This window comes from Guptibacillus sedimenti (assembly GCF_028610665.1).
Classification (GTDB): Bacteria; Bacillota; Bacilli; order Bacillales; family Guptibacillaceae; genus Guptibacillus; species Guptibacillus sedimenti.
Genome location: NZ_JAQQWV010000014.1, coordinates 1 through 25,632, shown reverse-complemented (window position 1 = coordinate 25,632; position 25,632 = coordinate 1). Strand labels below are relative to the sequence as shown.

Genomic DNA, 25,632 nt, shown 5'->3' with positions numbered 1-25,632 from the left:
ACCGGCTGAGCTAGGTGAAGGAGAGTTTTTTTCATCTTATATACTTCAAAACACCATTTCAACTAACAGGAAAATCAAAACCATTAAAAAAGCTTGTAGAGGAACCAAGGGTTCCTCTACAAGCTGAGAACAGATGAGTAAATAACTCATCTGTTCTTTTTTGTGCTTAGAAAGAGAAGTGATAAGAATGAACGTTCAATTCGCTTTAGGGAATTAATGGTACTTATGCAGCACGAGAATGAGAGTGATTTGGTAGAAACATACTATAACCAATATGCCCCTTGCATAAGGAGGTGAAGGACCATGGAAAGTGAGATGATCTATCTTCGACTAAGGCAGAAGAAGAAGGTCCCCCCAAATAAAGAACTTTTGATTGGAGATATTGCCCAGTTAATAGGAGAAGACAAAAATTGTGCCAAAGTAGAAAAAATCCCCATTTATCAGGTAACAAAAGAAGATAAAAATTTGGTTGTTATCGATGTAATGAAAGTGATAATAGCAATTCAAAAAGTGATGAATCATATTGAGATTCAAGTTGTTGGTCCTACACAAACAATTGTTGAAGTTCAATATCCTAAGAAAAAACTAGCACCTGTTTATTTTGTGTTTATCTGGTTTTTATTATTTATTGGGGCTGCTCTCGCGATCATGAACTTTCACGAAGATGTCAGTATGAGAGAAGTGCATCAACAGATTTATAAAATTGTGACTGGAATTGATAATCCGAAGCCCTTGCTTCTGCAAGTGCCCTATTCATTTGGTCTCGGAATCGGGATGGTTCTCTTCTTTAACCATCTTTTTAAAAAGCGATTTAATGAAGAGCCAAGTCCTTTGGAAGTAGAAATGTTTAATTACCAACAAGATCTTGACCAATATGTCATTGTCCATGAAAACGATGAGAATGGTCATAACAAACCATGAATGCTCAGTTTCTACTCGTTATGCTTATTGGTTTTGCGGAAGGAATTGCTGTAGGAGCTGGGTTCGTTGCTTTTCTTTCGGTTCTTGGTATTATTCCCCGTCTCACACAGCTATCAAAGACTTTACATCTTATTCGCTTTTACGAATGGGGAATTATTATGGGGGCTATTGTATCAAGCTGGTTATCTTTACGAAACCCAACTTTAAACCTCCCTAAATTTGTAGTTATCCCAATTGGACTTGGAGCGGGAGTGTTTATTGGTATGTTAGCGGCTGCCTTAACGGAAGTTTTAAATGTTCTTCCTATACTAACGAAACGAATTGGATTTATCGATAAGATCTTGCTTTTACTAATGGCTATTGTGTTAGGGAAGGTTTTCGGATCATTGTTTCATTGGACAATCTTTGTAAATGGAGGTTTTAAATAATGGCAAATTCGTTGAACGACCAGAAACAATATACAAAAAATATTAAAACTTATCAGCCAAAACCGCCTTATTTATTAAATGTGGTGAAAGCATTTGTTGTAGGAGGATTTATTTGTATGTTCGGCCAGGGCGTACAGAATTTTTATATGAACGTCTTTAACTTTTCAGAAAAAAATGCAGGAAATCCAACGGTTGCCACACTGATCCTTATCGCGGCGCTTTTAACTGCTTTTGGTTGGTATGACAAACTTGGTCAATTTGCAGGTGCAGGTTCTGCAGTACCTGTAACAGGTTTTGCAAATTCAATTACAAGCGCAGCTCTTGAACATAAAAGTGAGGGCATTGTACTTGGAATTGCAACGAACATGTTCAAACTTGCTGGTTCGGTCATCGTGTTTGGTGTTGTTGCAGCATACATTGTCGGCATACTCAGAATGCTCTTTAAAGCGCTGATATAAGGAGAGAATTGTTATGAAGTCAGGAAAACAAACTTGGGAGTTCTCTACTGTTTTTTTGCAGTCTGTAGGGACAGCGGTTGGTCCTAAAGAAGCTGAGGGGCCGTTTGGAGATTCGTTTGATGTCACCTATAGTAACCTTCATTGTGACCAGGATAATTGGGAACTGGCAGAAAGAAAGTTACTAGAGGATGCGGTAGAAAGTTGTTTATCAAAAAAGGAATTAACCCACAATGATGTTGACATTTTTGTGGCAGGTGATTTATTGAATCAAATTGTTAGTGCCACTTATACAGCTAGAACAAATCAAATTCCTTTTCTTGGCGTTTTTGGAGCATGTTCGACCTCAATGGAATCTCTAGCCATTGCTTCATCGTTAGTAGAAGGTGGATTTGCTAATAAAGCTATTGCGGGAGTAAGTAGCCATAATGCAACAGCAGAAAGGCAGTTTCGATACCCAACAGAATATGGTGGTCAAAAGCCTGGAACGGCTACCTCAACTGTTACAGGTGCAGGTGCCGCATTAATTAGTCAAGAACCATCGGATATAAGAATTTCCGCAGCAACAATTGGTCGAGTCGTGGATTGGGGAATAAAGGATCCATTTGATATGGGGAGTGCAATGGCCCCAGCTGCAGCAGATACACTAGCGACTCACTTTGCTGATTTAAATATTGAACCTTCAGCTTATGACCTTATCGTTACCGGTGACTTATCAGCTGTAGGAGCTCCGATTGTAAGGGATTTGTTAAGTGAAAAGGGATTTGACATTACTAACAATCATAATGATTGCGGGCTGATGATTTACAGACCAGATCAAAAAGAAGTATTTGCTGGTGGAAGTGGGTGTGCTTGTTCTGCGGTCGTCACATATGGTCACCTTATTGACCTTCTAAAAAAGGGGAATTATAACAAAATTCTTGTGACAGCAACAGGATGTTTGCATAGTCCCGTAATGGTTCAGCAAAAAGAATCAATGCCTGCTATTGCTCACGCGGTCGTATTTGAACGAGTTGGAGGTGTGAAATAGTGGAATATTTTATCGCTTTTGCAGTCGGTGGTGGTATCTGTGTCATCGGTCAATTATTACTTGATATTTTCAGATTAACTCCAGCTCACGTCATGTCTTCTTTTGTTGTAGCAGGAGCAGTGCTTGATGGATTTGGGATTTATGATCGCCTTATTGAATTTGCTGGAGCTGGTGCGACTGTACCTATTACTAGCTTTGGTCATTCACTTCTTCATGGCGCTATGCAACAAGGGGAAGAACACGGCTTCATTGGAATTGCAATGGGAATATTCCAATTAACCTCAGCAGGTATTTCTTCTGCAATTGTTTTTGGCTTTATTGTAGCCATTTTATTTAAACCAAAGGGGTGAAAATTATGAAAAAGCGGCGGGTGATCTTCGTTACTGACGGAGACCTTTATGCACAAAAAGCCATTGAGAAAGTAGCTTCAGATATTGGAGGAAGATGCATTAGTCAATCTGCAGGAAATCCTACCCCGCTTGCTGGTTATGAAATTATCGCTCTTATTAAAGAAGCTCCTCATGATCCAGTTTTTGTTATGTTCGATGATAGTGGATTTCCGGGTGAAGGATATGGGGAACTTGCTATGCAATCTGTTGCTGAAGATGAAAGCATTGAACTACTTGGAGCTATTGCAGTCGCATCCAGAACTCATTTTTCAGAATGGACGAGGGTAGATGTCTCCATTGACCGTGACGGAGAATTGACACATTATGGAGTGGACAAAAATGGATTTGCAGATATGGAGGCGGGGAGAATAGATGGCGACACTGTGTCGATCTTAGATAAATTAAACCTTCCCATTATTATAGGTGTCGGTGATATAGGTAAAATGTCTGGTTATGATGATCCGGAAGTTGGTTCGCCTATAACATTGAAAGCCGTTCAAATTCTGCTAGAAAGGAGCGGTTTTTATGACCACTAAAAGCGATAATAAACAAAAAATATTTAAAAAGCTTAAAGAAAACGAAGAATTTTTAAAGAAATCAATCGGAATTGGAAAAAGTTTTGATGTAGGAGTTCGAAAACTTAAGATTCTTAACAAAGAAATTCAGTTTTACTATTGTACAGGGCTTTGTGACACATCCATCATTGTAGAAATTATGCGAGAACTGATGGAGGTTGATGATCATCATCGATTAACGGTTAAATTTGAGCAGGTGATACATAATCATTTGCCACATCAGCAGGTCACAGAGGTTGAAACGTTCGATGAAGTCGTCGACCAGGTTTTATCTGGATTAATTGCAGTTTTTATGGAAGGCGAAGAAATCGCTTATATTATTGATGTTCGAAAATATCCAGGTAGAACGCCACAGGAGCCAGATACAGAAAAAGTTATTAGAGGCTCACGTGATGGTTTTACTGAAAACATTATTGAAAATACGGCCTTAACTAGACGCCGCATACGAGATGGTCGATTACGCAATGAAATTTTCCAAGTTGGAGAACGGTCTAAAACAGATGTATGTATTACCTATATTCAAGATGTGGCCAATCCAAATTTAGTTGAAATTATAAAAAAGAAATTAAAAGAAATTAACATTGATGGTATTCCAATGGCCGATAAAACGGTAGAAGAGTTTCTTGTGCACCAGGCAGGTAACCCTTTTCCACTTGTGCGATATACGGAAAGGCCTGATGTTGCCGCTTCTCATTTACTTGAAGGGCACGTGTTAATCATCGTAGATACTTCACCAAGCGTTATTATAACACCAACTACTTTTTTTCATCATGTTCAACATGCTGAAGAATATCGAGAAGCCCCTTTACCAGGCGCGTTTTTAAGATGGGTCCGATTTGGTGGGATGTTAGCTGCGCTACTCTTGCTACCACTGTGGTTATTAGCGGTATATGAACCGCAGTTACTTCCTAAAACGATCGATTTTATCGGCCCGAATGATGAAACAAATGTACCGATTTTCGTTCAAATTATTCTTGCTGAAGTAGGGATTGAAACGCTGAGGATGGCTGCAATTCACACCCCAACACCACTTTCCACTGCCATGGGATTAATTGCAGCCGTATTGATCGGACAGATTGCCATTGATGTCGGATTATTCGTTCCAGAAGTTATCCTATATGTTTCGATTGCTGCCATAGGATCATATGCAACACCAAGTTATGAATTATCGATTGCAAATAAACTTGTAAGGCTTCTTCTTTTATTCCTTGTCTTTTTCTTTCGAGTGCCGGGATATATGATTGGAATTACGGCAATCATTTTATTCCTTGTTGCGTTAAAACCTTTAAACACCCCCTACTTATGGCCGTTTATTCCTTTTAATCCCAAAGCCTTTATTCAAGTGTTGATTCGTGTATCAGTTCCACTCACTAAACTACGTCCAAGCATTACAGAACCACAAAATGAAACGAAGCAACCGGACAAACCACTTGCCGAATCTTAAAAAGTATGATAATTTATTTCTTAATTGAATAGACCTCATTGAATGTAATGGGGATAGAGGCGCAAAACGAATGAGTATGGTATCTGAGCATAGAATGGAATGCGAGGATGATATCAGAAAGGTCAATTTGCCGAAGTGAGAAAAGAGCCATACTTTTCTTGCTGGGCTGCTGCTGAACAAGTTGCAGACTGTCACTGAAAGAGGAATTTTTCGGTGGTGAGCTAATCCAACTCGTGAGGATACGGAGAAAACAGCCAATGTATCTATAAAGTTGGCTGTTTTTCTTATTTTGTGGAGGGTTGCTCGCATTCATATAAGCGAGAGGGGAGAAATGATCGTGAATTTATACGGAACGTCAGCAATTTCAGAAGAAGGCCATTTATCCGTTGGAGGCGTTGATACAGTAAAATTAAGTGAAAAATACGGAACGGCCTTATATGTTTATGATGTAGCGATGATTAGAGAGAAAGCGCGAGCATTTCGAAATGCTTTTGAACAGGAGAAGGTCAACTACCAAGTAGCCTATGCTAGTAAAGCATTCTCTTGTATGGCAATGATTCAACTTGCGGAAGAAGAAGGCTTAAGTCTTGATGTGGTTTCAGGTGGAGAACTCTATACAGCTTTAAAAGCAGGGTTTCCGGTAGAACGCATTCACTTTCATGGAAATAACAAAAGTGAAGCGGAAATTCGAATGGCGTTAGATGCAAAAATAGGGTGCTTTGTTGTGGATAACTTTTATGAGCTAACGTTACTTGAACAATTAGCGGAAGAGAAAAATGTGGTTGCAAATGTGCTTTTGCGTATAACGCCTGGAATTGAAGCACATACCCATGACTATATCTTAACTGGACAGGAAGATTCAAAATTTGGTTTTGATTTACAAAGTGGTCAAGTGGAACAAGCGATTGTTCAAGCAACAAGCATGAAAGCTATTCACCTTCTTGGTCTCCATTGTCACATTGGTTCTCAAATCTTTGAAACGAATGGTTTTGTAATGGCTATTGAGAAAATTTATCGTTACCTTGCTAAATGGTTTGAACTCTATGGGTATGAGCCAGAAGTTCTTAACCTAGGTGGGGGGTTTGGAATTCGGTATACTGAAGAAGATCATCCACTACCAGTTGGAGACTATATCGAGGCAATGGTTAATGCTGTAAGAGCTCAGTTAGGTAATGAAATGAGAATCCCAGAAATTTGGATTGAGCCAGGACGTTCACTCGTTGGAGAAGCTGGCTTGACGTTATATACAGTAGGATCACACAAGAAAGTGCCAGAACTTCGTCATTATCTTGCAGTAGATGGAGGAATGACGGATAATTTGCGACCGGCCCTTTATCAAGCAAAGTATGAAGCAACGATTGCAAATCGCATGAATGAGCCGAAAGAACAGGTTTATTCTGTTGCAGGAAAATGTTGTGAGTCAGGTGACATGTTAATCTGGGATTGCACATTACAACGCGCTATAGCAGGAGATACGATGGCTGTGTTTTCAACTGGGGCGTACGGGTATTCTATGGCAAATAACTATAACAGATTACCTCGACCAGCGGTGGTTTTTGTAGAAAATGGAGAAGCACAACTTGTCGTGAAGAGAGAATCTTTTGAGGATTTAATTCGTCATGACCTTCCATTAAAACAAGCGATTATTTCAAAATAACTTTGTAAAAGTAGAAATGATAGGGAACAGCTTAAGTATGTGCTATAATGAAAGAGCTTTGAAGAAAATTGTTAGTGCAGGAGGATTTATTTATGAAAAAAGGAACAATCGCATTTGATAATGGAGAAACAATTGAAATTGAGTTTTACCCAGAAGCAGCACCGAATACCGTTGCTAACTTTGAAAAGCTTGCTAACGAAGGTTTTTACAATGGTGTAAACTTTCACCGTGTTATCCCAGGTTTCGTAGCACAGGGTGGAGACCCAACAGGATCTGGAATGGGCGGACCAGGCTATTCGATCGATTGTGAAACAGAAGGAAACCCTCATAAGCACGTAGCTGGTTCATTGTCTATGGCTCATGCAGGTAAAAATACAGGTGGAAGCCAGTTTTTCCTTGTTCATGAACCTCAGCCTCACCTTGACGGTGTTCACACTGTTTTTGGTCAGGTAACAGAAGGAATGGATACGGTTCTTCGCATTAAGCAAGGCGATGTGATGAAAGAAGTTAAAGTCTGGGACGAAGAATAGTTCAGACGCATCAAAACTAAATACTTTCCTTCGGGGTCGGGTGAAAGTCCCAACCGGCGGTGATGTCTAGCTAAAGCTAGCTAAGTCCGTGACCCGGTTGCGTAAGCAAACGGTGGATCTGGTGTGAAACCAGAACCGACAGTATAGTCTGGATGGGAGAAGGAAACTTATGACTAATCTCCTTTTGAATCGTGGATTCAAAAGGCTTATTTGGCATATAATTTTGACTCCCATAACACCGTTGTGGGAGTTTTTTTATTCTCTTTCTTAACCACTAAGGAGAGTAGAAATGGAGCAAACACGATGAATCATATGGATTTTATGAACACTGCTATTGAAATGGCTAAAAGTACTATTGGCCAAACACGTCCAAATCCTTCCGTTGGTTGTTTACTTGTAAATAATGGACGAATCGTAGGGATGGGCGCCCATTTGAAAGCTGGAGAAGGTCATGCAGAAATACAGGCTTTGAAAATGGCTGGGAGTGATGCTGAGGGTAGCACGGCTTATGTTACGCTTGAGCCGTGTAGTCATCATGGTCGCACGCCTCCTTGTTCGGATGCTCTTATTCGTGCAGGAGTTAGCGAAGTTTATGTGGCTAGTCAGGATCCGAATCCACTCGTAGCTGGTCAAGGCGTGTCCAAGTTACAAGCTGCAGGGATAAAGGTAACGGTTGGACTATTAGAGGAAGAAGCACTTAAATTGAATCGGATGTTCTTCCATTATATCTCTCATAAACGGCCATACGTCACTTTAAAAGCTGCGGCAACGTTAGATGGTAAAATTGCTTCACATACTGGTGATAGCAAATGGATAACAGGAGAAGAAGCTCGGAAAGATGTACATGCATTCCGTCATCAGCATGACGCTATTTTAGTAGGAATTGGAACGGTTCTTTCAGATGATCCGTCCCTTACGACTCGATATGGAGAAGGTCTTTCTCCGATCAGAATTATTCTTGATCGTAATCTGAGGATTCCTTCTGATGCAAAAGTGATAAATGATCAGAAAGCGGAAACTTGGATTATAACAACCCAACAGGCTGTTCGAAAGAATGAGCGAGCATTTCCTGCACATGTACAGGTGTTAGAAGTAGCTAATCCAGCACTTCCTATTGAAGATGTATTAGCTCTCCTCGGGGAGCGAGAAATCACTTCCATTTTTGTGGAAGGTGGATCTGAAGTGCACGGTAGTTTTTTGGAAGCTCGTACTTTTCAGCAGGTGATTACATATATCGCGCCTAAGCTCATTGGTGGAAAAGAATCTCCAACAGCATTTGGAGCTAAAGGATTTGAATTCATGAGCGAAGCGGTCGATTTATCGATTGAAAGCGTTGAGCGCATTGGACAAGATATTCGTATTATCTCATCAAGGGGGACTTCATAATGTTTACAGGTATCGTAGAAGAGATTGGCAGAGTGGAAAGTGTGCAGCAAGCTGGAGAGTCAATCGTAATGCAGGTTGCTGCATCGAAAGTAGTATCAGACGTTCATCTAGGAGATAGTATTTCGATAAACGGTGTTTGCTTGACAGTTACATCATTTACAGATGCTTCTTTTTCTGTCGATATTATGCCTGAAACATTTCGTTCCAGTAGCCTGCGTCAACTAGCGCCCAATTCTTCAGTGAATCTTGAGCGGGCTATGTCAGCAAAGGGACGGTTTGGAGGTCACTTTGTTTCTGGTCATGTTGACGGTGTCGGGGAAATTACACGGGTCGAGCAAATTGATAACGCGATTTACTATGATATCTCCATTCCTCGGAATCTGTTAATTTACTTTGTCGAAAAGGGATCCGTTTCGGTAGATGGCACAAGTCTTACTGTTTTTGGGATTGGGGAACACTCTCTTACGATTTCACTTATTCCTCATACTGTCGAAGAAACGGTGCTTGGTAAGAAAAGAGTGGGAGATACAGTAAACATTGAATGCGATATGCTTGGGAAGTATATTATGAGATATCTAGAACAAAGAAGCGGATCGAAGCCAGAACCCACAGCTTCACTAGGAAGCCAGTTTTTTGAAGACCATGGGTTTAAATAAGTGATGCAAAAGGAGGTTAAGTTATGTTCCACACAATTGAAGAAGCCATTTACGATTTAATGCAAGGCCGGGTCGTTATTGTTTGTGATGACGAAGATAGAGAGAATGAAGGAGATTTTATTGCGTTAGCTGATAAGGTAACGCCAGAGACGATTAATTTTATGATCACTAAAGGGAGAGGGCTTGTTTGTACCCCGATTACTGAACAACGCGCGAATCAACTGAAATTAAGTCCTATGGTTGACCATAATACTGATTCTCATGGCACGGCCTTTACCGTTAGTGTAGATCACAAAAGTACAACCACAGGTATTTCAGCCGCTGAAAGAGCCACAACAATTCAAAATCTCATCCACCCGGATGCAAAACCCGCTGATTTTAACCGCCCAGGTCATATCTTTCCTTTAATCGCTAAGGATGGGGGAGTGCTTAGAAGAGCGGGACATACAGAAGCGGCAGTTGATTTAGCTCGACTATCAGGTTCAGCCCCTGCTGGTGTTATCTGTGAAATTATGAAAGAAGACGGGGAGATGGCACGAGTCCCGGATTTAAAAGAGATCTCTGAAGAATTCGATTTGAAGATGATTACAATTAAGGATTTAATTCAGTATCGAAATCGTAAAGATGTGCTTGTTCAAAAGGAAGTAGAAATCGAACTTCCTACTGAATTTGGATCTTTTCGAGCTGTCGGATATTCAAACATTATTGATCAGAAAGAGCATGTAGCACTAATAAAGGGAGAAATTATTCCTGATCAACCGACGCTTGTTCGCGTTCATTCTGAATGCTTAACAGGTGACGTCTTTGGATCTTTCCGCTGTGATTGCGGTCCACAGCTTCATGCAGCTTTGGCTCAAATAGAAGAAGAAGGGCACGGCGTTCTTCTCTACATGCGTCAAGAAGGAAGAGGGATTGGACTTCTTAATAAGATGAAAGCTTATAAGCTTCAAGAAGAGGGTTACGATACCGTTGAAGCAAATGAAAAGCTTGGATTTAAGCCGGATTTAAGAGACTATGGGATTGGCGCTCAGATATTGCGTGATCTTGGTGTCTCCAAAATGAACTTATTAACAAACAACCCTAGAAAAATAGCAGGGTTAACCGGTTATGGTCTTGAAGTAGCGTCACGAGTAGCGCTTCAAATGCCTTCAAGAAAAGAGAACGAACGCTACCTGAAAACCAAACACAGTAAGCTAGGACATATGCTACATTTCTAATAAAGTAACGTAACTATAGGAGGTTATTTAAGATGGGACAAACATTTGAAGGAAATTTGGTTGGATCTGGATTAAAAGTGGGTATAGTAGTAGGAAGATTTAATGAATTTATTACAAGTAAACTACTTGGAGGTGCTGAAGACGCACTGAAACGCCACGGCCTTTCAGAAGATAACATTGATGTCGCATGGGTGCCTGGGGCGTTTGAGATTCCTTTTGCCGCAAAAAAAATGGTGGATACCGGAAAATATGACGCGATTATTACGTTAGGTACCGTTATTCGTGGAGCAACGCCTCATTTTGATTATGTATGTGGAGAAGTGTCTAAAGGCGTAGCGAATTTAACAATGCAGACTGGCGTTCCAGTTATTTTTGGTGTATTAACAACAAATACGATTGAACAAGCTGTTGAACGGGCTGGTACAAAAGCTGGAAATAAAGGCTGGGATGCAGCAACTGCCGCAATTGAAATGGCAAATTTATCAAAATCATTTGAAGGTTGATTATCTGTTCATTTTTGGCTATGATGAGTATGGTATGTGGAGTAGGGTAGAGAAAAATTGTGGAATACCCGGAAGTCATCAAGAATATTAGTGGATTCGTTTGTGCGTGATGGAAATGATCATGCTCACTGCGCTCTTTCGTTAGATGAGAAGAACATTCCCATCTAAGTTCGAATATGTTACAAAACGGAGAGCCAAGAATTACTTTAATGAGGGATAATCATGCTAATTCGTTATAAAAAAGCTCATGAGAAAATAGCCATGGGATTATTGAGTTTTATGCCAAATGAAAAAGATATTAAAAAACTGCAACAATCAATTAAAGACTATGAAGAAATGGATTCACTGCAGCTTTTTCTTTGGAAAGAAGAAGATATCATTGGATTGCTTGGAATTGAATGGGTTAGCGAGAACGAAGTCGAATTAAAAGACATTAGCGTAAATCCTTCTCATCGTCATCAAGGAATTGGTAAACAGATGGTCGAAGCACTTCGTGAGATGCTCAGTGATGAAATATGTATTAAAGGAAATGAATATACAGGAACTTTTTTCGAACGGTGTCACCTAGAAGAGAATATGAAGTAAACGATTGATTATAAGCAGAAAAGGAACGGCTTAGCCGTTCCTTTTCTGCTGTTTTAATTGTTGTTGTTGCTTTCTTTCTTGGATAATATCTGATCGATCTCTTCTTGTGTGACGATCAATCAGTTCAATGTTAGCAAGATCACTTTTGCTACCATAAATACAACCGAGTTCAAGACATCTATTTTGACACATGGTGATAAGAGCATTATTTGTAAGCGGAATTTCAAAGCTGTTATATGGTAAAGCTTTGTTGATTCGTTGAAGTTCGGAAGTGAGATTTTCAGATAGCTCATCAACATTGATAGCTAAATTCTTAAGTTCTTCTCTTTCATTTAGTACAATGCGCTTCGCATTCGTAATCATTCTTTTGGCACCAGTGAAGTTACAACGTCGATGATGGTAGAGTCCAACAGCAATTTGGATAAGGCCTACCCAATGAAGCTTACGACTTTCTCGAGGATCTTCCTTCCAATGTTCTTCAAGAATCTCATGACACTCAAAATAGTCACGAAGACCGTGGAAATGAGCAAGATATTCAATATAAGCTTCTGGATACATACTGATTCCTCCGTTTCTTTTGTAGTGTAGCACATGAGCGTGAGGCATCGAAAGTGCATCGCTTTATCGATCACATTTAAAGAGACCGTCATCTGTTGTATAGTTGAAATATGATATAATCGGTATACTCGATGGACATGAATAAAGGAAGATGGAAAATGATGCAATATAATGTAAAAGTAGATGCATTTGAAGGTCCGCTGGATTTACTACTGCACCTTATAAATAAGTACGAAGTTGACATTTATGACATACCGGTCTCGCAAATTACGGATCAATATTTAACCTTTGTACACACCATGCAAGAGTTAGAACTTGATATAGCGAGTGAATATCTCGTCATGGCAGCAACGTTACTTGCGATTAAAAGCAAAATGCTTCTTCCGCAAAAAGAAGAAGAAATATTGGAAGAGGACCCGGACTTTGAGGATGATCCTCGTGATGAACTTGTTCAACGTCTTGTTGAATACAGAAGGTTTAAAGAAGCAGCAAATGATCTGAAGAAAAAAGAGTCTAGTCGAAGTTTGCTCTATGCACGACCACCTGCTGATATAAGTGAATACACCCAAGAAGACGATCAAACATCAATTGGGGATGTTACTTTATACGATATGCTTGCAGCATTCCAAAAAATGACGAGGCGAGTAAAGGATAAAAAACCAAAGCGGACCACAATTCAAAGTGAAGAAATTCCAATTGAAGATCGGATGAATGATATCCGTCATCAGTTGCAAGGAGGCGCTAAGAGACGCTTTAGTGATCTCTTTAGTGAAGCGGGTCGCGGGCATATGATTGTAACGTTTCTCGCTGTTCTTGAACTAATGAAAACGAGAAATGTAGCATGTGAACAAGATCAAAACTTTGGTGAAATCATGATTTTTGAACGAGAAGGGAAGGCATCAGTGTGACGAATGAAGAAATAAAAAGCATTATCGAAAGTCTTCTATTTGTAGTAGGTGACGAAGGGATTACTGTCAAATCTCTTTGTGAAACTACTTCATTGGAAGAGGACACCCTTCTAGATGCACTAAAAGACCTGCAACAAGAATATGATGATAAAGATCGTGGTTTTAAGATTAGCTTCATCGGTGGGGGCTATCAGCTAACGACAAATGCTAAAAACGCGTCTTATATCGAGAAGCTGGTCGACACACCTGGTAATCATACGCTTTCGCAAGCTGCTCTTGAAACGCTTGCAATCATCGCTTATAAACAACCGATTACGAGGGTTGAAATTGAAGAGATTCGAGGCGTGAAAACGGATAAGCCTCTTCAAACATTGATGAGTAAATTACTCATTAAAGAAGCAGGGCGAGCGGAAAAAGCCGGCAGAGCGATTCTGTATGGAACAACACGAGAGTTTCTTTTTCATTTTGGATTAAGCTCAATTAAAGATCTCCCGCCACTTCCAGATGGTAGCGAAGATCAGGAAGAGGAAGAAGCAGACCTGTTTTTTGAGAAGTTTCAGGAAATTCCAGAATAAACTTGCGTAATTGGTGAAGGAGGATAATCGATGAAAGTCGTTGATGTCACCTATGAACACCTAAAGAAAGAGCGTTCGAATTCTCCTGAGGATTCATTTGTTCGCTCTACCGTAACCTATGTTCAGGATGGAAATAAAAAAAGATTCCATGTCTTGTATCCTGCTATTTTTGGAGAAACGGCAAAGGCTAAAGGGATATGGGGTTATGATCTACCCTTACAAGAGGCTGTTGCTCTAAATTTCCTTTCGTTTTATCCAGGCAGAAAACGTCTCTATATTAATACTGAAGAAGAGTTTTTTCGCCTGCTGAATAAGTCGGATTTAGCGCAACTTTACGCGAGTTTAGCTGAAATTAAGAAAAATAAATCTAAGACTTTTAATAATGAAAAGATGTCTCGAGATTGAGACATCTTTTTTCGTTTTAATAAGCAATGATACAACAGAACGAATCCCGCTCCGCTAGAACTTCTTGTATAAAAAGCAGGAGGATTTCGGAAACTAGTTGAAAAGGTAAAAGGAGTAAAAGCCAATGATCCTATCAATAGGGAAATGTTTACCCCCTCATTGCCTCGAACAAACGGAAGCTGCCTCATTTGCAAAAAAACAGTTTGGTCAACATTTTAAAGATATTGAGCGCCTGCTTCCTGTTTTTCAAAGTGCAGAAATTGATACAAGATATTTTGCGATGCCCCTAGAGTGGTACAGTAGCGGACCAACCTTCGAAGAAAAAAACGAAAAATACATTACGCTTGCTGTTGAATATGCAAAAAAGGCAGTAGAGGAGTGTCTTCAGAATCCCGTTTATCTAAAAGAAGCTGTGAGCTGTGAAGATGTAGATGCGATCTTTTTTGTATCAACAACAGGAATTTCAACTCCAAGTATAGAGGCAAGACTTATGAATGTTCTTCCATTTTCCCTTCATACAAAACGAATTCCGATTTGGGGTCTTGGTTGTGCAGGAGGAGCTGCAGGCATAGCAAGAGCTAGTGATTACTGTCTCGCTCACCCTGAACAGGCTGTTCTTGTCATAAATGTAGAGTTGTGTAGCTTAACTTTTCAGCACGGGGATTATTCCAAAAGTAATCTTATAGGTACGGCATTGTTTGCAGACGGAACCTCTTCCGTTTTAATGATTGGAGAAAAGTCACCAATTAAGAAACGGTCCAACATGAGCAGTCTGCCAAAAGTAGTAGCGACACGCTCAACACTAATGAAGAATTCGGAAGACGTAATGGGCTGGGAAGTAAGCAATGAAGGCTTGCATGTTGTTTTTTCGAAATCGATTCCATCAATTGTTGCAAGTTGGCTTGAACCAAATGTTTTACAATTTCTTAGCTCAGAGAAAAAAACTACCGAAGAAATCAATTATTTTATTGCTCATCCTGGGGGGACAAAAGTGTTGACAGCTTACGAGGAAGCACTTGGGTTCAGTCGTGACATGACATCTGTTTCGCGAGAAGTATTAAGAAATTATGGCAATATGAGTTCTGTAACGGTTGTATACGTATTGGACCAAATTCTACAAAATGGTTGTAAGGAAGAAGATATTGGACTTATGGCAGCTCTTGGACCCGGGTTTTGTTCAGAACTCTTGTTATTAAAATGGGAAAAAGGAGGGGCATAAATGAGTCTTCTGTTTGCGGGGATTTTTAGTATTCTAGTTATTCAGCGCTTAGGTGAATTAATGCTTGCGAAGAGTAATGAGAGGTGGATGAAGGAGCGTGGAGCGAAAGAAATAGGTCAGAACCACTATAAGTATATCGTGATACTGCATATCAGTTTTCTTCTTGCTGTCGGAATTGAAACCATATTACGTGGCTTTTCATTGTCGGTCATTTGGACAATCATGTTAGGGATATTTGTTCTGGCACAATTTCTTCGTTTTTGGACAATCAAAAGCCTTGGACGGTTTTGGAACACGAAAATTATTGTTCTGCCAGATGCTAACGTTGTTAAAAAAGGACCGTATCGTTATATAAAACATCCAAATTATATGATTGTGGCCCTCGAAATCATTTCACTCCCACTTATTTTTTCCTCTTATATTACGGCGATTGTGTTTACACTTTTAAACGGGATTTTGTTAGTGAAAGTCCGCATTCCAATTGAAGAAAAGGCGTTAAAAGATGTCACAGATTATCGAGTTGTATTTTCAAACGTAAACGAGGATTGATAGACATATCCCACGATTCATGCTCATAGACTTGTACAAATATAGAGCCTAAGGGACGTGGATGTCATGATGAACTCGTTGAAGACAAAAATTGGCGTCTTAATATTAATTGCAGCTCTGCTGTTTCTAATGATTCCAGGAGAGGCTTTTGCGAATGGAATTGGTGTTTCAGCAAGAAGCGCGATACTAATTGAACAAGAAACAGGAAGGGTCCTTTATGAAAAAGACGCGTATTCCCAACGAAGAATAGCTAGCATTACAAAAATTATGACTGCAGTTCTTGCGATTGAATCAGGCAAAATGAATGAGAAAGTAACAGTGAGCCGTAATGCTGCTGGGACGGAAGGATCCTCTTTATACTTAAAAGAAGGAGAAAAAATAACGCTTGAAAACTTAGTGTACGGTTTAATGTTGCGCTCGGGAAACGATGCCGCTGTCGCGATAGCTGAGGAGGTTGGTGGCAGTTTAGAGGGTTTTGTAACGTTAATGAACCAAAAGGCAGAAGAGATCGGGATGTCGAAGACGGTATTTATGAATCCGCATGGTTTGGATGATCATGAAAATCATCTTTCAACAGCCTATGATATGGCCTTGCTAACTCAGTATGCCATGAATAACGAGACGTATCGAATTATTTCAGGAACAAAAGTACATAAGGCTCCCAACGAAATGGAAGAGTGGGATTATGTATGGCGTAATAAGAATAAGCTTTTAACAAGTTTGTATTCGGATTCCACAGGTGGAAAAACTGGTTACACAAAACGAGCAAAAAGAACGCTCGTTTCAACTGCAGAGCGAGATGACATGACGCTAATTGCTGTAACGTTAGATGCTCCAGACGATTGGAATGATCACATTTCCATGTTCAATTGGGGATATGCGAACTATGAACTAACCCTTCTTAAGCCTAAAGGAACGCTAAAGGACGTGAAAAAAGAACCATACAAGGATAACGTTACTTTAAGTAGAGATCTTTCTTATCCGTTAGCAGAAGATGAAAGGGATCAGGTTGAATCAACCATCCAACTCGTAGAGCCACCGGATAAAAATAAATGGGATGAACTTGGATGGTCTGAGCCGGTCGGTATGTATTATGTGAAATTAAATGATGAAACAATTATCAAAGCACCGATTATGTACGAAGGAGATAAGGAAGAAAACAAAGGATTCTGGGGTTTTCTAAAAGAGCTTTTTTCATTCGATAGAGGTCGTGAGCTCAATGGTTAATCTCATCTGGGCCGGCTTATTCCTGATTGGCATCCTTTATGCCCTTATAAATGGAACGATGGAAGACGTGAATAAAGCAATTTTTACAGGTGCAGAAGAAGCCGTAGCAGTTTGTATTGGGTTGTTAAGTGTTCTTATTTTTTGGCTTGGTTTAATGAGAATTGCTCAGAAATCTGGTTTACTTGATCTATTAGGGAAAGGGTTTAAACCAATTGCTAGAAAACTATTTCCTGAGGTACCACCAGATCACCCAGCTATGGGTTATATTCTTTCCAATATGATGGCGAACATGTTTGGTCTCGGTAATGCGGCGACACCGATGGGGATAAAAGCTATGGAAGAACTTAAAAAGCTTAATGACATGAAAGACAACGCGACAAGATCAATGGTCACGTTACTTGCTCTTAATACTTCTAGCTTAACGCTAATTCCAACAACCGTTATCGCAATCAGAATGAAATATGGTTCTGTTTCGCCAACTGAAATAATAGGTACAACCATTGCAGCAACTGCATGCTCAACAATTGCAGCGATTCTCATCGATCGTTTTTTTTATAGGAGAAGTAAAGGGGGGGGTTCGACGTGAATATGTCGATTTGGATTATCCCTCTGATGATTGGGTTTATTTTAGCGTATGGAACTTGGAAAAGAGTACCTACCTATGAAACGTTTGTAGAAGGTGGGAAAGAAGGACTTTCTATCGCTGTCTCGATTGTCCCTTATCTTGTTGGCATGATGGTTGCTATTTCAGTGTTTCGAGCTTCAGGAGCTATGGCTTTTCTAAGTAGTTTGTTGAAAGTTCCTTTAGAAGCAATTGGAGTGCCAACAGAAATAGTGCCGTTGGCCCTTGTACGTCCAATATCTGGGACAGGTGCGCTTGCGATGACAACGGATATTATTAGCACTTATGGGCCAGATTCGTTCATAGGAAGATTAGCTTCTACAATGCAGGGTAGCACCGATACAACCCTCTATGTTATTACGGTCTATTTTGGAGCGATCGGGATTAAGCGCATGGGGAATGCATTAAAGGTAGGCTTACTAGCAGATCTTGTCGGGATTGCCGCAGCAATTTTGTTTGTTACTCTCGTCTTTGGGTAAAAGCCATCTCGCATGGCTTTTTTTTAATGCTAACAGAAGGTTTGGAAAATTCTTGTTTGAGCATAATAAATGATAGAATGAATCTGTGCTTGAGGTTTGACTGTGACAAGAGTATGATGTTTTAGTGAGGTGAATTTAATGGAACGTTTGCAAAAAGTAATTGCTCAGGCTGGTGTAACTTCCAGACGAAAAGCAGAAACATTGATTGAAGAAGGTAGAGTGAAAGTAAACGGCAAAGTCGTTACTGAACTCGGGACAAAGGTATCTGAACGCTGTAAAATTGAAGTGAACGGGATTCAGGTAGAACGCGAAGAACCTGTTTATTTTTTGTTTTATAAACCAACAGGCGTCATATCAACAATAGATGATGATAAAGGAAGAAAAGCGGTTACCGATTATTTTCATGAAATCGAAGAACGAATTTTTCCTGTTGGAAGACTTGATTACGACACGTCAGGTGCTTTACTCCTAACAAATGATGGGGATTTTGCGAATAAGCTTATGCACCCAAGCTATCACGTAGACAAAGTGTATGTGGCAAAAGTGAAAGGCTTAATGAATAAAGAAACCATTCAAAAGCTTGAGAGAGGCGTACAGCTAGAAGATGGCAAAACCGCTAAAGCACGCGCAAGAATATTATCAGTGGATAAGCAAAAAGAAAAGTCGATTGTAGAATTAACGATTCATGAAGGGAAAAACCGTCAAGTGCGTCGTATGTTCGAAACTTTGGGTTATCCTGTTCAAAAGTTAAAAAGAGAACGTTACGGATTTTTGGAACTAACGGGAATGAATCCTGGAGATTATCGTGAACTAAAACCTTACGAAGTAAAACAGCTGCGAAACCAAGCTGTCACACAAAATTCAAAAAAACGATAAGGTTCCGACTTAATGACACGTTATAGTGAGAGTAGTATTGCTTTGTTTGATTGGAGTTGGTTCGATGAAGAAGAAAAACCGGCTGATCGTGCGGACTGTTATATTGGCTATTGTCTTTATAGCAGTCGGCTATACGTTCTATACAAACTTTTTTGCAAATGAAAGCGGAATCGTACAGGCCGGAGATCAAGCACCTAACTTTATATTAACTGATTTAGAAGGAAATGAAGTTGAGCTTGAGGACTACAGAGGAAAAGGGGTCTTTCTGAATTTCTGGGCAACTTATTGTGAGCCTTGTAAAGATGAAATGCCTGCTATGGACAAGAAGTATAAAGAATACAAGGAAAAAGGTGTCGAAATATTAGCAGTGAATGTTTCAGAGCCTAAACTAACAGCAGAAAGCTTTGCTGATCGGTATAATCTTAGTTTTCCAGTATTGCTTGATAAAAGCAATGATGTAACAAACCACTATGGAGTGGGCCCAATTCCAGTTACCTTTTTAATTGATAAGGATGGAAAGGTTATTCAAAAAACGGAAGCTAGTCTTTCAGAGGAAGTTATTGATAGTTATATGAAGCGAATCCAACCGTAATGGGGTGTTCCAATGAGCAACAAAAACATCACCTGTGAATGCGGACATGTGAACCCTTATGGAACTGAGATATGCGAAGTATGTGGTAAACCGCTTAAAGGTGATTTAGATTCTAAGCAACTACTAAATATGAGGTATGAAGGAAGTGCACGTAGGTCACAAACGTATAAAACAACGATTATTGATAAGATCTGGAATTTCTTTTCATCCGTTAAGGTAGGAATTTGGATCATTATTTTACTACTTGTCGCTTCCGCAATAGGCACAATTTTTCCTCAAGAAATGTACATACCGCCGCTGTCAGATCCGACAGTTTACTACAAAGAACAATATGGCGTACTTGGTCAACTCTATTATGACCTAGGTTTTCATAATTTATACGGTTCCTGGTGGTACATGCTCTTAATTGCAGCACTTGGACTATCTTTAATCGTTGCCAGTCTTGACCGCTTTATTCCGTTATATCGCTCCCTAAAAAAACAGCGTGTTATTCGCCATGAGAGCTTTATGAAACGTCAGAAATACTTTGGTGTAACAGAAGTCAATGAAAATACGCCAGACTTGAAGGGAATCAAAGAAGCTTTAGAAAAGAAGAGGTATAAAGTAAAAGAAGAAGAAGGTCACCTATTCGCCGAGAAAAATCGTTTTTCAAGATGGGGACCATATGTGAATCATATTGGACTTATACTATTTCTGATCGGTGGCATGCTTCGCTTTTTTCCAGGAATGTATGTTGATGAAGTTCTCTGGTTAAGAGAAGGTGAAACAGAAAAAATAAAAGGTACCGAAGAAGCTTATTATTTACAAAGCGACGGATTTATATTAGAAACGTATGACAATAACGATGAAAAATTCAAAAATGCGATTGAAGAATCAGGACAGGCAGCGGTTGCGAAAAACTATCAAACTGACGCTGTTTTATATAAGCAAGTTGGTGAAAGAGTCGCGGGAACTGATCCTGAACTCGAGAAAGTGAAGGAGCATCCTATTCAAGTAAATAAACCGCTTAAGTTTGATGGTTATGCGATTTATCAAGTAGATTATAAGTTGAATGAATTACAATCGATGTCATTTACAATGGATAATAAAGACACTGATGAATCTGTTGGAGACCTTACAATTAATTTATATAATCCTGATAAATCATATGATCTTGATAATGGGTATCGCGTTGAAGTGATGGATTATTTTCCAGATTTCGAGTTTAATGATAAAGGGGAACCAACGACTAAATCGAAAGTTCCAAATAATCCTGCGTTTATCTTGAATATGGTTTCTCCTGAGCATCCAGATGGAGAAGTTGCTTTTGTTGCGATTAAGCAGAACTTAGAACCACTTGGGGAAAATGATTACAAAATGTCATTTCAAAACGTAGATACAAAAAATGTGTCCGGCCTTGTTGTAAGAAAAGATAACACTTTATGGATTCTTGCTATCGGTGGTGCAATCTTTATGATTGGTGTCATTCAAGGAATGTACTGGAATCATCGTCGAATTTGGGTACGAAGAACAGATAAAGACATCTGGTTATCTTCTCATACAAATAAAAACTGGTATGGTTTAAAGCGTGAACTCGAAAGTATCTCGACTCAAACTGGACTTCAAATGCCGATAGACCAGTCAGAGCAAAAGAAATAGATTGTTAGCACCACGAAGGGAGGCAAGATAAGATGGCTCAATTAAGCAGTAACTTGCTTTATGTCGCTTTCTTTATCTACTTTGCAGCGAGTATCGTTTTTGCTATTTCTCTATTCGGGAGGAAATGGCGAAAGTCGGATGAGGAATCTCATGCAAAAAAATGGGGAATGTGGGGATTTATTCTTTCAACGGTTGGTTTTCTTTTTCAACTGAGCTATTTTATTACAAGATGGATTGCAGCAGGTCATGCGCCTGTTAGTAACTTATTTGAATTTACAACGTTTTTCGGGATGGCGATGGTCTTCGCTTTCTTGATTATATATCTGATCTATCGAAGTAATGTTATCGGGGTTTTTGCAATGCCGGTAGCCATTATTGTTATCGCTTATGCAAGTGTGTTTCCATCCGACATTCAGCCGCTTATTCCAGCTCTACAAAGTAACTGGCTTAAAATTCATGTAACGACGGCTGCACTCGGCGAAGGGATATTAGCCATTAGTTTTGCTGCTGGTCTTGTTTATCTTGTTAAAACGGTAAATCAGAAGAAAGCAAGCAAGTCTACTTTTTGGCTTGAATTTGTGATGTATTCTTTAATAAGTACCATTGCCTTTGTTATCCTTTCCCTTGGATTCGAAGCTGCAGGCTATTCATCTACTTATCAATTTGTTGATCAGAATGAACAACAGGTTACAGTAGACTATACGTTACCAGCACTAGCTGGTCCAACGGATGGGCAATATGTAAGTGGGAATGAATTTGGCCCTCTTTTTGAAGCTCCTAGCTGGATGAAGGGAGAGAAAGCTGCTCATAAGCTAAATACGCTCATCTGGTCAATTGTAGGAGGCCTGGTCCTATATGGTCTAATCAGGTTGATTTTACGTAAGCGAATTGGTGCTGCAATTCAACCTGCCCTCAAAAATGTTAATGAAGAACTAGTTGATGAAATTCAATATCGAGCAGTTGCGATTGGATTTCCGGTTTTCACGCTTGGAGCTCTAATCTTCGCGATGATCTGGGCTCAGGCTGCCTGGACGAGGTTCTGGGGGTGGGACCCTAAAGAGGTGTGGGCGCTTGTGACATTCCTCTTTTATGCGGCGTATCTCCATCTACGTCTCTCAAGAGGCTGGCAAGGTGAGAAGTCAGCATGGCTAGCAGTAGTAGGTTTTGTCATCATCATGCTAAACCTCGTTGTTGTAAACCTTGTTATTTCTGGGCTTCATTCTTATGCATAGCAAAGAAAACCTTCACGAATAGTGAAGGTTTTCTTATAAGGTAGGGCAGTTGGTTTATTTGTTCAAAAGGTAGAACATGATAAAAGGAAGACTTATTACGAATACATAGTTTTTATGATATATCGCAAATGGACTTCCCTTACTGGTCTGTAAAGCTAAATACATGATAGAATAGAACACATGAGCTCATGTGGGAGGTAATCTTCTTGGAAAAAGACGCACGAATTTTAGTTGTAGATGATGAAGAGCGTATTCGAAAGTTGCTACGTATGTATCTAGAAAGAGAAAATTATGAAATTGAAGAAGCGGAAAATGGAGAACAAGCACTTGAAATGGCCATCGAAGATGATTTTGATCTCATTTTGCTTGATTTGATGCTTCCGGGAATGGATGGAATAGAAGTTTGTCAGCAAATGCGTGAGCAAAAAGCGACGCCTGTTATTATGTTGACGGCAAAAGGCGAAGAAGCCAATCGCGTTCAAGGATTTGAAGTTGGAGCAGATGACTATATTACGAAGCCATTTAGTCCGAGGGAAGTCGTTCTCCGCGTAAAGGCATTGCTTAGAAGGTCGTCAACGACAAAATTTCTACAAACAGAAACAACAACAAAAAATGTAATCGTATTTCCGCACTTAACCATTGATCATGATGCACATCGTGTCCTAGCAGAGGAACAAATTATTAATTTAACACCTAAAGAGTATGAGCTTTTGTATTATCTTGCAAAAGCGCCTGACAAAGTATTCTCTCGTGAAGAACTGTTGAAAGATGTATGGAATTACGAATTTTTTGGTGATCTTCGTACTGTAGATACTCATGTGAAACGACTTAGAGAAAAGTTGAATAAAGTTTCTCCAAAAGCTGCTGCAATGATTTCAACAGTTTGGGGTGTAGGGTATAAGTTTGAGGCTGTTAAAGAGTAATGATTTGGAGAAGTGTTGTAGGTAAGCTTTGGCTTACTATTATCCTGTTAGTTGCATTTGTACTATCGATCTTAACCATTTTATTACTTCAATTTTTTGAGGATTTTCATGTGGAAAAAGAAGCCGAACAGATGGAGAGACTAGCAAATAAAGTGGCTTCTGTTATCGAGAGATATGATGATCGAGATCAAGCGCTTGAAACTGCCTGGGAAATCACAGATTTTTACCCGACAGGGGTGATGATCATTGATAAAGAAGAAAGCGGAGAATTATGGTATTCACCAAACTCACACGGTTTACCGCAATTACCATTGGAAGTTTTTAAAGATGATCCAATTCTTAATGGCGTTTTTACTGAGAGAGAGACGGTTGTAAAACAAGGTGATTTTGAAACAAATCTAAATCCAGAGTCACATAATGAGCTACTAATCGTGGGAGTACCTATGGAAGTTGATGGCGAAAATGATAGCGCGGTATTTCTATATCAATCACTTGATGTTATTGCGAAGACAACCAGTCAAGCCCGTAATTTAATCTACATAGCTGCTGGAATTGCCATTGTTTTAACAACCATTTTTGCATTTTTCTTATCAACTCGCATCACTGCCCCATTATTGAAGATGAGAGAAGCTGCTACCCAGGTTGCGAAAGGAAAATTTGATACAAAAGTACCAATGGTTACTCATGATGAAATCGGAGAACTCTCTGTCGCTTTTAATCGGATGGGCAGACAATTAAATAACTATGTTACCGCTTTAAATCAGGAAAAGGAACAGCTTTCCAGTATATTGAGCAGCATGGCTGATGGCGTCATAACGTTTGATAAAACTGGGGCGATATTAAGTACGAACCCCCCTGCTGAGCGATTTCTAAAAGCGTGGTACTACGAACAGGGGATGGAAGAAGATCCCGAAAAAGAAGTGCCAGAAGATATTAACGAATTGTTCAGTTTGGTCGTTATGCTTGAGCGGGAACAGCTAACTGAAGTGGAATTGCAAGGAAGAAGTTGGGTCGTTGTCATGACTCCTCTATATAATCAGTCTACTATTCGTGGTGCAGTTGCCGTATTCCGAGATATGACAGAAGAACGTCGGCTTGATAAATTAAGAAAAGATTTTATTGCGAATGTGTCACATGAGCTACGAACACCAATTGCAATGTTGCAAGGGTATAGTGAGGCGATTGTGGATGACATTGCGAGCAGTGATGAAGAAAAGAAGGAAGTAGCTCAAATTATTTATGACGAGTCTCTAAGAATGGGCAGGCTCGTAAACGAACTGCTTGATCTTGCAAGAATGGAAGCCGGTCACAATGAATTACACTACAGCAGTATTCATTTGCAAGACTTTGGTCAGCGGATTTTAAGGAAGTTTTCTGGTCTTGCCCGAGATCGAGAAGTGAACTTAAAATTCCATGTATCAAATCAAGATCGAATGTTGATGATTGACCCAGATAGAATCGAACAAGTATTAACCAATTTATTGGATAATGCAGTTAGACATACCCCAGGTGGAGGTGAAGTGAGCTTACTGATCACCTCACTTGAAAAAGGTGTGCAATTTGATGTGACAGACACAGGATCAGGGATTCCAGAGGATGATCTTCCGTTTGTATTTGAACGCTTCTATAAAGCAGATAAAGCCCGTACAAGAGGAAGATCAGGTACAGGTCTGGGTCTTGCGATTGCTCGCAACATTGTAGAATCGCACCTAGGTCACATTTCCGTCCACAGCAAAAGTGGAGAAGGCACGACATTCTCCTTCTTTATACCAGAGAAGATTGAGTGACAGGCACCGCTCACATATTGTCGAATTGATGTAAATCAAAGAAGCCTCCGTTTTTTGATATGATCCCCACATAGTAGACAGAGAAAAGAAAGCACATTAAGCTGTCTACTATGGAGGGGATTTTTCTATGGGAGAAATCAGGAAAACATATGATGTGCCATTTAAGAAAAAAGCTGTAGATATGTATCTGAAAGAGGGAATGGGTTACAAAACAGTAGGAAGAGAATTAGAAATTGACCCCAAAATGGTTCGCCGGTGGGTTCAAC

30 protein-coding genes and 2 riboswitches are annotated in these 25,632 nt (G+C 39.7%); of the genes, 29 read left to right on the top strand and 1 reads right to left on the bottom strand.

Going from position 1 to position 25,632, the window contains the following annotated elements:
• The first annotated feature begins 303 nt into the window (after positions 1-303).
• The 14 genes from PQ578_RS22005 (at position 304) to PQ578_RS21940 (ending at position 11,776) form a co-directional block, all read left to right on the top strand.
• Positions 304-921, top strand: coding sequence for a stage V sporulation protein AA (locus PQ578_RS22005; protein WP_273837288.1), 618 nt, complete (start codon positions 304-306; stop codon positions 919-921).
• Entirely contained in the window at positions 918-1,349 is a 432-nt protein-coding gene (locus PQ578_RS22000; RefSeq protein ID WP_273837287.1) for a stage V sporulation protein AB, read from the top strand. Before PQ578_RS22005 ends, PQ578_RS22000 begins: the two co-directional genes overlap by 4 nt.
• Positions 1,349-1,807, top strand: a complete 459-nt coding sequence (gene spoVAC, locus PQ578_RS21995) for a stage V sporulation protein AC (RefSeq protein ID WP_273837285.1) — start codon at positions 1,349-1,351, stop codon at positions 1,805-1,807. The genes PQ578_RS22000 and spoVAC overlap by 1 nt, the downstream gene beginning before the upstream one ends.
• Before the next feature lie 13 nt (positions 1,808-1,820).
• Complete coding sequence (gene spoVAD, locus PQ578_RS21990) at positions 1,821-2,834, top strand: stage V sporulation protein AD (protein ID WP_160918934.1); 1,014 nt, start codon at positions 1,821-1,823, stop codon at positions 2,832-2,834.
• Positions 2,834-3,184 (top strand): stage V sporulation protein AE, encoded by a 351-nt coding sequence (gene spoVAE / locus PQ578_RS21985; protein ID WP_098444038.1) that lies wholly within the window; start codon positions 2,834-2,836, stop codon positions 3,182-3,184. The genes spoVAD and spoVAE overlap by 1 nt, the downstream gene beginning before the upstream one ends.
• Before the next feature lie 5 nt (positions 3,185-3,189).
• Positions 3,190-3,759, top strand: coding sequence for a stage V sporulation protein SpoVABEA (gene spoVAEA / locus PQ578_RS21980; RefSeq protein WP_098444037.1), 570 nt, complete (start codon positions 3,190-3,192; stop codon positions 3,757-3,759).
• A complete protein-coding gene (locus PQ578_RS21975) occupies positions 3,749-5,242 on the top strand; it encodes a spore germination protein (protein WP_273837283.1) in 1,494 nt (497 codons plus the stop codon). Before spoVAEA ends, PQ578_RS21975 begins: the two co-directional genes overlap by 11 nt.
• A gap of 46 nt (positions 5,243-5,288) precedes the next feature.
• Positions 5,289-5,474, top strand: a riboswitch (Lysine riboswitch).
• Between the two features lie 105 nt (positions 5,475-5,579).
• Positions 5,580-6,899, top strand: a complete 1,320-nt coding sequence (gene lysA, locus PQ578_RS21970; protein ID WP_273837282.1) for a diaminopimelate decarboxylase — start codon at positions 5,580-5,582, stop codon at positions 6,897-6,899.
• A gap of 92 nt (positions 6,900-6,991) precedes the next feature.
• On the top strand, positions 6,992-7,429 hold the full coding sequence (locus tag PQ578_RS21965) for a peptidylprolyl isomerase (protein WP_098444035.1): 438 nt from the start codon (positions 6,992-6,994) through the stop codon (positions 7,427-7,429).
• A gap of 22 nt (positions 7,430-7,451) precedes the next feature.
• A riboswitch (FMN riboswitch) is annotated at positions 7,452-7,597 on the top strand.
• Positions 7,598-7,732: 135 nt separating this feature from the next.
• Positions 7,733-8,815 (top strand): bifunctional diaminohydroxyphosphoribosylaminopyrimidine deaminase/5-amino-6-(5-phosphoribosylamino)uracil reductase RibD, encoded by a 1,083-nt coding sequence (gene ribD, locus PQ578_RS21960; protein ID WP_420541616.1) that lies wholly within the window; start codon positions 7,733-7,735, stop codon positions 8,813-8,815.
• The gene (gene ribE / locus PQ578_RS21955) at positions 8,815-9,471 is read left to right on the top strand and encodes a riboflavin synthase (RefSeq protein WP_273837281.1); all 657 of its coding nucleotides are present in this window, start codon (positions 8,815-8,817) and stop codon (positions 9,469-9,471) included. Before ribD ends, ribE begins: the two co-directional genes overlap by 1 nt.
• Before the next feature lie 23 nt (positions 9,472-9,494).
• Entirely contained in the window at positions 9,495-10,688 is a 1,194-nt protein-coding gene (locus tag PQ578_RS21950) for a bifunctional 3,4-dihydroxy-2-butanone-4-phosphate synthase/GTP cyclohydrolase II (RefSeq protein WP_273837279.1), read from the top strand.
• Between the two features lie 32 nt (positions 10,689-10,720).
• Positions 10,721-11,191, top strand: a complete 471-nt coding sequence (gene ribH, locus PQ578_RS21945; protein ID WP_159782895.1) for a 6,7-dimethyl-8-ribityllumazine synthase — start codon at positions 10,721-10,723, stop codon at positions 11,189-11,191.
• 222 nt (positions 11,192-11,413) lie between these two features.
• Positions 11,414-11,776 carry a GNAT family N-acetyltransferase gene (locus tag PQ578_RS21940; RefSeq protein ID WP_098444030.1) on the top strand — a complete coding sequence of 121 codons (363 nt, stop codon included), beginning with the start codon at positions 11,414-11,416 and terminating at the stop codon, positions 11,774-11,776.
• A gap of 30 nt (positions 11,777-11,806) precedes the next feature.
• On the opposite strand, the gene PQ578_RS21935 is transcribed toward PQ578_RS21940, so the two are convergent.
• The gene (locus PQ578_RS21935; protein ID WP_273837278.1) at positions 11,807-12,334 is read right to left on the bottom strand and encodes a DUF309 domain-containing protein; all 528 of its coding nucleotides are present in this window, start codon (positions 12,332-12,334) and stop codon (positions 11,807-11,809) included.
• Positions 12,335-12,495: 161 nt separating this feature from the next.
• Here PQ578_RS21935 and PQ578_RS21930 point away from each other — a divergent pair, with 161 nt between their 5' ends.
• From PQ578_RS21930 to PQ578_RS22460, 15 genes are all read left to right on the top strand, one after another.
• Positions 12,496-13,242 carry a segregation/condensation protein A gene (locus PQ578_RS21930; protein WP_273837290.1) on the top strand — a complete coding sequence of 249 codons (747 nt, stop codon included), beginning with the start codon at positions 12,496-12,498 and terminating at the stop codon, positions 13,240-13,242.
• A complete protein-coding gene (scpB, locus tag PQ578_RS21925; protein WP_273837276.1) occupies positions 13,239-13,817 on the top strand; it encodes an SMC-Scp complex subunit ScpB in 579 nt (192 codons plus the stop codon). Before PQ578_RS21930 ends, scpB begins: the two co-directional genes overlap by 4 nt.
• Before the next feature lie 30 nt (positions 13,818-13,847).
• Entirely contained in the window at positions 13,848-14,222 is a 375-nt protein-coding gene (locus PQ578_RS21920) for a hypothetical protein (protein ID WP_273837274.1), read from the top strand.
• Between the two features lie 124 nt (positions 14,223-14,346).
• On the top strand, positions 14,347-15,441 hold the full coding sequence (locus PQ578_RS21915; protein WP_273837273.1) for a type III polyketide synthase: 1,095 nt from the start codon (positions 14,347-14,349) through the stop codon (positions 15,439-15,441).
• The gene (locus PQ578_RS21910; protein ID WP_273837272.1) at positions 15,442-15,990 is read left to right on the top strand and encodes an isoprenylcysteine carboxyl methyltransferase family protein; all 549 of its coding nucleotides are present in this window, start codon (positions 15,442-15,444) and stop codon (positions 15,988-15,990) included. It begins immediately after the preceding gene.
• 69 nt (positions 15,991-16,059) lie between these two features.
• Positions 16,060-17,217 carry a D-alanyl-D-alanine carboxypeptidase family protein gene (locus PQ578_RS21905; RefSeq protein WP_420541615.1) on the top strand — a complete coding sequence of 386 codons (1,158 nt, stop codon included), beginning with the start codon at positions 16,060-16,062 and terminating at the stop codon, positions 17,215-17,217.
• Positions 17,210-17,803, top strand: coding sequence for a nucleoside recognition domain-containing protein (locus tag PQ578_RS21900; protein WP_273837271.1), 594 nt, complete (start codon positions 17,210-17,212; stop codon positions 17,801-17,803). Before PQ578_RS21905 ends, PQ578_RS21900 begins: the two co-directional genes overlap by 8 nt.
• 2 nt (positions 17,804-17,805) lie before the next feature.
• A complete protein-coding gene (locus PQ578_RS21895; protein WP_098445769.1) occupies positions 17,806-18,318 on the top strand; it encodes a spore maturation protein in 513 nt (170 codons plus the stop codon).
• A gap of 138 nt (positions 18,319-18,456) precedes the next feature.
• The gene (locus PQ578_RS21890; protein ID WP_098444022.1) at positions 18,457-19,194 is read left to right on the top strand and encodes a pseudouridine synthase; all 738 of its coding nucleotides are present in this window, start codon (positions 18,457-18,459) and stop codon (positions 19,192-19,194) included.
• A gap of 64 nt (positions 19,195-19,258) precedes the next feature.
• Complete coding sequence (gene resA / locus PQ578_RS21885; protein WP_165996382.1) at positions 19,259-19,786, top strand: thiol-disulfide oxidoreductase ResA; 528 nt, start codon at positions 19,259-19,261, stop codon at positions 19,784-19,786.
• 12 nt (positions 19,787-19,798) lie between these two features.
• Positions 19,799-21,424, top strand: a complete 1,626-nt coding sequence (gene resB / locus PQ578_RS21880) for a cytochrome c biogenesis protein ResB (protein WP_273837270.1) — start codon at positions 19,799-19,801, stop codon at positions 21,422-21,424.
• A 32-nt stretch (positions 21,425-21,456) separates the two neighbouring features.
• The gene (ccsB, locus tag PQ578_RS21875; RefSeq protein WP_098444019.1) at positions 21,457-22,656 is read left to right on the top strand and encodes a c-type cytochrome biogenesis protein CcsB; all 1,200 of its coding nucleotides are present in this window, start codon (positions 21,457-21,459) and stop codon (positions 22,654-22,656) included.
• A gap of 206 nt (positions 22,657-22,862) precedes the next feature.
• Complete coding sequence (locus PQ578_RS21870) at positions 22,863-23,579, top strand: response regulator (protein WP_273837269.1); 717 nt, start codon at positions 22,863-22,865, stop codon at positions 23,577-23,579.
• Positions 23,579-25,366 carry an ATP-binding protein gene (locus PQ578_RS21865; RefSeq protein WP_224880857.1) on the top strand — a complete coding sequence of 596 codons (1,788 nt, stop codon included), beginning with the start codon at positions 23,579-23,581 and terminating at the stop codon, positions 25,364-25,366. Before PQ578_RS21870 ends, PQ578_RS21865 begins: the two co-directional genes overlap by 1 nt.
• Positions 25,367-25,493: 127 nt before the next feature.
• Positions 25,494-25,632, top strand: a 139-nt coding sequence (locus PQ578_RS22460; protein ID WP_337958036.1) for a transposase, incomplete at its 3' end; no start/stop codon positions are given.